6 protein-coding genes are annotated in these 8,092 nt (G+C 73.9%); 4 read left to right on the top strand and 2 right to left on the bottom strand.

Annotated elements, in window-relative coordinates:
- The first annotated feature begins 108 nt into the window (after positions 1 to 108).
- Entirely contained in the window at positions 109 to 1,218 is a 1,110-nt protein-coding gene (locus ACFWIC_RS07140; RefSeq protein ID WP_380516554.1) for a Rieske 2Fe-2S domain-containing protein, read from the top strand.
- 55 nt (positions 1,219 to 1,273) lie between these two features.
- Here ACFWIC_RS07140 and ACFWIC_RS07135 read toward each other — a convergent pair whose 3' ends face one another.
- Together ACFWIC_RS07135 and ACFWIC_RS07130 are read right to left on the bottom strand one after the other, a co-directional pair.
- Entirely contained in the window at positions 1,274 to 1,486 is a 213-nt protein-coding gene (locus ACFWIC_RS07135; RefSeq protein WP_329885343.1) for a hypothetical protein, read from the bottom strand.
- Positions 1,483 to 3,000: a PspC domain-containing protein gene (locus tag ACFWIC_RS07130; protein WP_329950416.1), complete on the bottom strand. Its 1,518-nt coding sequence runs from the start codon at positions 2,998 to 3,000 to the stop codon at positions 1,483 to 1,485. Before ACFWIC_RS07130 ends, ACFWIC_RS07135 begins: the two co-directional genes overlap by 4 nt.
- A gap of 262 nt (positions 3,001 to 3,262) precedes the next feature.
- Between ACFWIC_RS07130 and ACFWIC_RS07125 the strand changes: the two genes are divergently transcribed.
- The 3 genes from ACFWIC_RS07125 to pcrA all read left to right on the top strand — a co-directional run bounded on the left by ACFWIC_RS07125 (position 3,263) and on the right by pcrA (position 8,078).
- Positions 3,263 to 4,666: a PspC domain-containing protein gene (locus ACFWIC_RS07125; protein WP_380516574.1), complete on the top strand. Its 1,404-nt coding sequence runs from the start codon at positions 3,263 to 3,265 to the stop codon at positions 4,664 to 4,666.
- Positions 4,659 to 5,363, top strand: coding sequence for a response regulator transcription factor (locus ACFWIC_RS07120; protein ID WP_329885341.1), 705 nt, complete (start codon positions 4,659 to 4,661; stop codon positions 5,361 to 5,363). The genes ACFWIC_RS07125 and ACFWIC_RS07120 overlap by 8 nt, the downstream gene beginning before the upstream one ends.
- Positions 5,364 to 5,438: 75 nt before the next feature.
- Positions 5,439 to 8,078, top strand: coding sequence for a DNA helicase PcrA (gene pcrA, locus ACFWIC_RS07115; protein ID WP_329950417.1), 2,640 nt, complete (start codon positions 5,439 to 5,441; stop codon positions 8,076 to 8,078).
- Positions 8,079 to 8,092 lie beyond the last annotated feature (14 nt).

The raw sequence follows: 8,092 nt of genomic DNA, 5'->3' as shown, positions 1-8,092 counted from the left end.
GGACCGGGTGCCCACCGGGTGGGACCTCCCACCGAAAGCGCTCACGACCGGGCAGAATGCGTCCGGACCTGTCAGGCGGTGGCGGGCCGGCGAGGGAAGGTGTGGGGAATGACGGAGGCCAGCAGCTCCGCGGCGGCCGGTCAGGCGGCGGCCGGCGCGGGAACGGCCGGTTCGACTCCGGACGGCACCGGCAGCGGCCCGGGAGGCACCGGCCCGGGAAGCGGCGGCACCGGCGGTACCCGCCTGGGCGGCGGAACCGGCCGGACGGCCGGGTGGAAGGCGGCCGGCTCGCGGCTGGCGCTGCTGCCGCTGCGGATCTTCCTCGGCGTCACCTTCGTCTACGCGGCGCTCGACAAGCTCTCCGACACCCACTACCTGGCCGGTTCCGGCGACCCGGCCTCCTTCGTCTCGCAGACGGTGCTCGCCGAGGGCTCCAGCCCGATCTCCTTCCTGCTCGGCCCGGCCCTGGACCACCCCACCCTGTTCGGCCTGCTGGTCGCGTTCGGTGAGCTGGCGGTCGGCCTGGGCACCCTGGTCGGCCTCTGGGGCCGCCTCGCCGCGGCCGGCGGCGCCGCGCTCAGCCTGACCCTCTGGCTCACCGTCAGCTGGAACGTCTCGCCGTACTACCTCGGCAACGACCTCGTCTACCTGATGGCCTGGACCCCGCTGGTGCTGGCCGGCACCCCGTACCTCTCGGTGGACGGCTACCTCGCCCGGCGGGCCGCCCGGGACCGCTCCCGCGGCCTGTCCGAGGACCACGTCCGGCGGCGGGCCCTGGTGGACGGCGGGATCGCGGCCGTCGCCATGGGCGGCGCCGGGCTGCTCACCGGCTCGCTGACCGCCACCTTCGGGCGGGACGGGTCGGCGGGGAAGCCGAAGCAGTCCGCCGCGCCCGCGTCCGCCGCACCGCCCGTCACGGTGGACGCCGCGAGCGTCCCGGTCGGCGGCTCGGCCCAGGTCAAGGACCCGTCCAGCGGCGACGCGCTCTTCGTGGTCCAGCCCAAGGCGGGCCAGTACTGCGCCCTCTCCTCGGTCTGCACGCACTCCGGCTGCGCGGTCGACGCCCCGAAGAACGGGCAGCTGTACTGCCCCTGCCACGGCTCCCGGTTCGACGCGGCGACCGGTGCGGTGCTCAACGGCCCGGCCACCAAGCCGCTGCCGAAGTACCGGGTGACCAAGGAGGGCGAGAAGCTCCACCTCGGACCGCTGGAGAGCTGAGCCCCCTCCCCGGGGCCCCCGGGGCCCCCGGGGCCCGGGGTCGGGCCCGGGTGGCCTACTTCCCCTCGGTGTCCGGCCGGGAGCGGCGGACCGCCGCCGCCACCGCCCCGGCCAGGCCGCCGAGTCCCAGCACGATGAAGGTCACCGGGATGACGATGCGGCCGTTGACCGAGACGTCGTTGACCGCCGCCACCAGGTAGAGCACCGCGATCACGGTGAACAGCCCTCCTGCGATCAGGGAGAACAGGTCGAGCTGGTGCTTCCTCACGACTGGACCACCTTGATGTCGCCGAGCCCGACCATCAGCGTGAGGTCGAGCGTGCCCTTGGATGCCTGGCCGTTCGCCGGGTGCAGCAGGTAGCTGCGGGAACCGCGTTCGCTGCTGGTCTCGGCGCCCGGCACCTTGACGTCGACCAGTCCCACCTCGGTCCGCATGGTCACCGTGACGTTCGGCGGCACCACCACGGTCAGGTCACCGGCGCCGAGCTCCACGGTGGTGCTCAGGGTGCCGCCGGCCGGGTCGAGGGCGCTCAGGTCCAGCCGCAGCGAGCCGAGCCCCAGGGTGTACTTCTGCTCCAGTTCGTCCGCCGAGGCGACCGCCCAGGTGCGGTCGCCGAGCAGGTTCTGCACCGAGACCGACGAGTGGCCGACGGCGGTGAGCGCCACGGTGAGCAGCAGGCCCGGCACCACCAGCCTGCGGGCCCGGCCGAACTTGGCGCCGACCAGCAGGGTCAGCCCGATCACCAGCAGCGCGGTGGCCAGCACGGTGCCGGTCAGCAGGGCGGCTCCGCCGTCGGCGGAGGCCGACCAGACGGCGCTGGCCGCACCCACCGCCAGCAGCAGGCCGATCAGTCCGAGCGGGGACCGTTCCCGCCGGTGCACCGTCACCGGCGGGGGCGGCACGGCCGGGCCGCCCTCCTTGCGCAGCGGGTCGCCCTGCGGGAGGTCGGTCCGCTGCCACCACGGCTGGGCGGGCGTCCCGGGCGGCGGGGTCGCCCCGCCGTACGGCGGGGCGGGGGCGGCTCCGCCGTACGGGTTGCGCTCGGGGTGGCGCGGGTCCCACAGGTAGCCGGTCGGACCGGTGGGAGGGGTGTCCGCCGGGACGGTCCCGGCGGCCCGGTCCCGGGCGTGCCGCTCGCGCGCCTCCTGGTCCTCGGCCTCGTGCGGCCGGCGGTGGTCCGCGCCGGTGGCCGGCTCGGACTCGGGGAAGTACCGGTCGTACGGTCCGCCGTGCGACCCGTGGCCGTCGGGACCTCCGTGGCCGTGACCCCCGTGACCGCCGAGGCCGTGCCGGCGGCGGCCGCGGATCCGGCCGCCGCGGCGGCGCTCCGGGTCGTAGCGGACGGCCAGGAAGACCAGCCCGGCGAGCAGCAGCAGCGGGAAGAGCTGGTCGCCGTCGCCCATCGAGGAGAAGAAGACGCCGGTACCGATCACGGTCAGCAGCACCGCGCCGACCGACTGGCCGTCCACCCGGCCCGTGAGCACCCGCTGGAGCTCGGTGCGGCCGGAGCGGCTGCCGCCCTTGCCGTCCGCGACCGGCTCGGTCGGGACGATCAGCCAGGCGAGCCCGTACAGGAAGAGACCGAGGCCGCCGGAGAGGCAGAGCACGACCGTGACGACGCGGAAGACCACCGGGTCGATGTCCAGGTGCCGGCCCAGACCGCCGCAGACGCCGGCCACCACGCGGTGGTGCTCGGTCCGGTTCAGCGGCGGACGGTCCGGGGCCGGCGGGGCGCTCGGCCCGGCCTCCTCGATCTCCTCGGTACGGGGGTCTTCGGTCATAGCCACCATCCTGGTGGGTGCCGGAGCCGCGCCCAACCGGTGCGAGCCCTGTCCGGACCCTGACTTGTCCCTGAGAAGGGTCAGGGGTCCACCCTGATGCGTCCGGGCGGACCCGCGTGGAACGATCGGTGCCGTGGCAGCACCCGGTTCCGATCCCCGTCCCCTCACCCCCGACGCCCCGCCGCCGGGGGGCGTCGACCCGGCCGTGCCCGGCGACGGGCGGCCGCCGTACCGCCGGCTGTACCGCAGCCCGCAGGGGCGGATGCTCGGCGGGGTCGCGCACGGGCTGGCGGTGCACCTCGGACTGCCCGTCAGCTGGGTGCGGGTCGCCTTCGTGCTGCTCTTCTTCGCGCAGGGGGTCGGCGGGCTGCTGTACGCGGCGTTCTGGTTCGTGGTGCCGATCGGCATCGGCGAACCGGCGCAGCGCGGCGGGACGCACTGGGTGTACGTGAACGGCGTGTTCGTGCCGGCCGCTTCCTGGGCGGGGGACGGCACGGCCGGGACGGAGCTGAGCAAGGGCGGCCGGCGCGGAGGATGGATCGGCCGGCTGCGCGAGGTGCTGCAGCACGCCCTGCAGGGCGAGCCCACCGGGGTGGCGGGCGGCGCGGCCCCCGCGGCCCCCGCGGCCCCCACAGCCTCTGCGGCCTCTCCGGCCTCGGCGGCGGAGGACGGTGCGGCGACCGGCTCGCAGCGGCAGGGCGGGCTGGGCCAGCTCGCCGCGCTGGTGATGCTGGTGATCGGCGTGATCGCCCTGCTCAACGCGCTCAACGTGCAGACCGCCAAGCCCTACACCTGGCCGCTGCTGGCGATCGGCGTCGGTGTGGCGCTGGTCTGGCGGCAGGCCGACGACTCGCGCTGGCAGCGCTGGTTCGGGCTGGAGGAGGGGGACCGGCGGCGCGGCGCCTACACCCGGGTCGGCGCCGGCGTGCTGCTGGTGGTGGCGGGCACCATCGCCTTCCTGGCCACCCAGGGCAGCGGCTCGACGATCGGTTCGGTGGTCGAGGCCTCGCTCGCGGTGCTGGCCGGCGTGCTGGTACTGGTCGGCCCGTACGCGCTGAGGATGTGGCAGGACCTCGGGGCCGAGCGGACCGCCCGCATCCGCGCCCAGGAGCGGGCCGAGATCGCCGCGCACGTGCACGACTCGGTGCTGCACACCCTGACCCTGATCCAGCGTCGGGCCGAGGACCCCAAGGAGGTGCTGCGGCTCGCGCGGGCCCAGGAACGCGAACTGCGGCTCTGGCTCTACCGGCCGGAGGCGGCGGCCGAGGCGGCGCCGGACACCATGGCGGAGTCCCTGCGCGCGGTGGTCGCCGAGGTCGAGGACCGCCACGGCGTCCCCGTCGAGCTGGTGATCGTCGGCGACTGCCCGATGGACGACCGGATCGCGGCACAGATGCAGGCCGCGAGGGAGGCGACCGTCAACGCGGCCAAGTACGGTGGCGGGGGACCGGTCCAGGTCTACGCCGAGGTCGAGGGGAGGACGGTGATGGTGTTCGTCCGCGACCACGGTCCCGGCTTCGATCCCGATACGGTGCCGGAGGACCGGATGGGCGTACGCGAGTCGATCCTCGGCCGGATGAAGCGCAACGGCGGCACCGCACGGGTGCGGCCCGCGCCGGACGGCGGCACCGAGGTCGAGCTGGAGATGGAGAGGTCGGATGACTGAGGCAGCGTCGGCGGGGATTCCCCCCGCCGGGGAACCGGGGAGGACCGCGAGGGTCGTGCTGGTCGACGACCACCGGATGTTCCGGACGGGGGTCCGGGCGGAGATCGGGCGCACCGAGACGACCGGCATCGACGTGGTCGGCGAGGCGGACGACGTGGAGTCGGCGGTCCGGGTGGTCGCCGAGACGCGGCCCGACGTGGTGCTGCTCGACGTCCACCTGCCCGGCGGCGGCGGGGTCGAGGTGCTGCGCCGCTCGGCCGGGCTGATGGGCGAGCAGGGGGGCGTGAAGTTCCTGGCGCTCTCGGTCTCGGACGCGGCCGAGGACGTGATCGGCGTGATCCGCGGCGGTGCGCGCGGCTACGTGACCAAGACCATCACCGGGACCGACCTGGTCAACGCGATCTTCCGGATCGCCGACGGCGACGCGGTCTTCTCGCCGCGGCTGGCCGGGTTCGTGCTGGACGCCTTCGCCGCGACCGACACCCCGCCGGTGGACGAGGACCTGGACCGGCTGACCCAGCGCGAGCGGGAGGTGCTGCGGCTGATCGCGCGCGGATACGCGTACAAGGAGATCGCCAAGCAGCTGTTCATCTCGGTGAAGACGGTGGAGAGCCACGTCTCGGCGGTGCTGCGCAAGCTCCAGCTGAGCAACCGGCACGAGCTGACCCGGTGGGCCACGGCGCGTCGACTGGTCTGACCGCCCGCCCGCAGCCCGCCCGGTCCGCAGCGACCGGGCGGGTCTGTCGGTGGGTGGCCATAGACTCGGAGTGCCATGAATAGCCTCTTTGACGACCTTCCGCTCCCCGGTTTCGAGGCCCCCGCCGCCGGGTCGAAGCAGCCCGCGCCGCCCACCGCCGAGGAGCCGCCGGCGTACGAGGACGACGCCCCGTACGACGCCTACGAGGAGGCGATCCCGGACGGACTGTTCCGGACCGCGGCCTTCAGCGAGCCGGGGAGCGACGCCGAGGCCGATCGCGACGCCTGGTACCGCAACGGCGCCGCCCGGCCGGTGATCGACCCGGTGAAGCTGCTGGACGGGATGAACGACCCGCAGCGCGAGGCGGTCGTGCACGCCGGTTCGCCGCTGCTGATCGTGGCCGGCGCCGGCTCCGGCAAGACCCGGGTGCTCACCCACCGGATCGCCCACCTGCTGGGCGCGCGCGGGGTGCAGCCGGGCGAGATCCTGGCGATCACCTTCACCAACAAGGCGGCTGGCGAGATGCGCGAGCGCGTCGAGCAGCTGGTCGGCCCGCGGGCCCGGGCGATGTGGGTCTCCACCTTCCACAGCGCCTGCGTGCGGATCCTGCGCCGGGAGTCCAAGCTGCTCGGCTTCACCTCGTCGTTCTCGATCTACGACTCGGCGGACTCCCAGCGGCTGATGGCCCTGGTCTGCCGGGACCTCGACCTGGACCCGAAGCAGTTCCCGCCGAAGTCCTTCACCTCGAAGATCAGCAACCTCAAGAACGAGCTGATCGACGAGGAGACCTACGCGGACCAGGCCGCCAACCCGACGGAGAAGAAGCTCGCCGAGGCGTACTTCCTCTACCAGCGGCGGCTGCGCGAGGCCAACGCCCTCGACTTCGACGACATCATCATGACGACGGTGAACCTGCTCCAGGCCTTCCCCGACGTCGCGGAGCACTACCGGCGGCGGTTCCGGCACATCCTGGTCGACGAGTACCAGGACACCAACCACGCCCAGTACATGCTGGTCCGCGAGCTGAGCGGGGGCGCCGCCGCGTCCGCGCCGAAGCGCACCGTCGACGGGGACTTCGTGAACCCGGCGGCCGGACGGCTCGCCGAGGTGGAGCCCGCCGAGCTGTGCGTGGTCGGTGACGCGGACCAGTCGATCTACGCCTTCCGCGGCGCGACGATCCGCAACATCCTCCAGTTCGAGGAGGACTACCCGAACGCCACCACGATCCTGCTGGAGCAGAACTACCGCTCCACCCAGACCATCCTGAGCGCCGCCAACGCCGTCATCGAGCGGAACACCAGCCGGCGCGAGAAGAAGCTCTGGACGGCCGGCGAGCACGGCGAGAAGGTCGTCGGCTACGTCGCGGACGACGAGCACGGCGAGGCCCAGTTCATCGCCGACGAGATCGACCGGCTCACCGACGCCGGCGACGCCAAGCCCGGCGACGTCGCGATCTTCTACCGGACCAACGCGCAGTCCCGCGTCTTCGAGGAGGTGTTCATCCGCGTCGGCCTGCCGTACAAGGTGGTCGGCGGGGTGCGCTTCTACGAGCGCAAGGAGGTCAAGGACGTCCTGGCCTACCTGCGGGTGCTGTCCAACCCCGAGGACACCGTGCCGCTGCGCCGGATCCTCAACGTGCCCAAGCGCGGGATCGGCGACCGCGCCGAGGCGATGATCGACGCGCTGGCCGCGCGCGAGCGGATCTCGTTCGCCCAGGCGCTGCTCCGGGTCGACGAGGCCTACGGGCTGGCGGCCCGCTCGGCGAACGCGGTGAAGAAGTTCAACGCCCTGCTGGCCGGACTCCGGCAGGTCGTCGAGTCCGGCGCCGGCCCGGCGGCCGTCCTGGAGGCGGTGCTGGAGGAGACCGGCTACCTGGCCGAGCTGCAGTCCTCGACCGACCCGCAGGACGAGACCCGGGTGGAGAACCTCCAGGAGCTGGCGTCCGTCGCCCTGGAGTACGAGCAGGACCCGGGCGAGCGGCCGGACGCCGGGGAGGACGGTACGCCGCCGGTCGGCTCGCTGCCCGACTTCCTGGAGCGGGTCGCGCTGGTCGCCGACTCCGACCAGATCCCGGACGAGGACGACGAGGGGCGGGGCGTCATCACGATGATGACCCTGCACACCGCCAAGGGCCTGGAGTTCCCGGTGGTCTTCCTGACCGGCATGGAGGACGGCATCTTCCCGCACATGCGGGCGCTCAACCAGGTCAAGGAGCTGGAGGAGGAGCGGCGCCTCGCGTACGTCGGGCTGACCAGGGCGCGGCAGCGGCTCTACCTGACCAGGTCGGTGCTGCGCAGCGCCTGGGGGCAGCCCGCGTACAACCCGGCGTCGCGGTTCCTGGAGGAGATCCCGGAGCCCCTGGTGGAGTGGAAGCGCCGGGGGGCGGCGTCGGCGCCGGCCTCGCGCGGGTACTCCTCGGGGTCGTCCTGGGGCGGCTCCGCGTCGGGCGGCTCCTCGCGCGGCGGATCGTCGCGCGGGTCGGCGACGGCCTCGCCGAAGGCGGGCTGGGGGCAGTCGGCGCGGCGCACCGGCGGGGCGGTCGAGCGTGAGGTGGTGGGGCTGGCGGTCGGCGACCGGGTCACCCACGACACGTTCGGGCTGGGCACGGTGGTGGCCACCACGGGGGTCGGCGACAAGGCGCAGGCGACCGTGGACTTCGGTACGGAGGGGCGCAAGCAGCTGCTGCTGCGGTACGCGCCGGTGGAGAAGCTCTAGGTCGGCCCGTCCGG

It is taken from the genome of Kitasatospora sp. NPDC127035 (genome assembly GCF_042726075.1).
GTDB lineage: Bacteria > Actinomycetota > Actinomycetes > Streptomycetales > Streptomycetaceae > Kitasatospora.
Note: the sequence above shows the minus strand (reverse complement) of the source record. Positions and strands in the feature narration are given on the sequence as shown.

Bases quoted from the DNA above. Each gene is read 5' to 3' on its own strand.
- ACFWIC_RS07120 (WP_329885341.1), top strand. From the start codon at position 4,659: ATGACTGAGGCAGCGTCGGCGGGGATTCCCCCCGCCGGGGAACCGGGG.
- pcrA (WP_329950417.1), top strand. From the start codon at position 5,439: ATGAATAGCCTCTTTGACGACCTTCCGCTCCCCGGTTTCGAGGCCCCC.
- ACFWIC_RS07140 (WP_380516554.1), top strand. From the start codon at position 109: ATGACGGAGGCCAGCAGCTCCGCGGCGGCCGGTCAGGCGGCGGCCGGC.
- ACFWIC_RS07125 (WP_380516574.1), top strand. From the start codon at position 3,263: ATGCTCGGCGGGGTCGCGCACGGGCTGGCGGTGCACCTCGGACTGCCC.
- ACFWIC_RS07130 (WP_329950416.1), bottom strand. From the start codon at position 3,000: ATGACCGAAGACCCCCGTACCGAGGAGATCGAGGAGGCCGGGCCGAGC.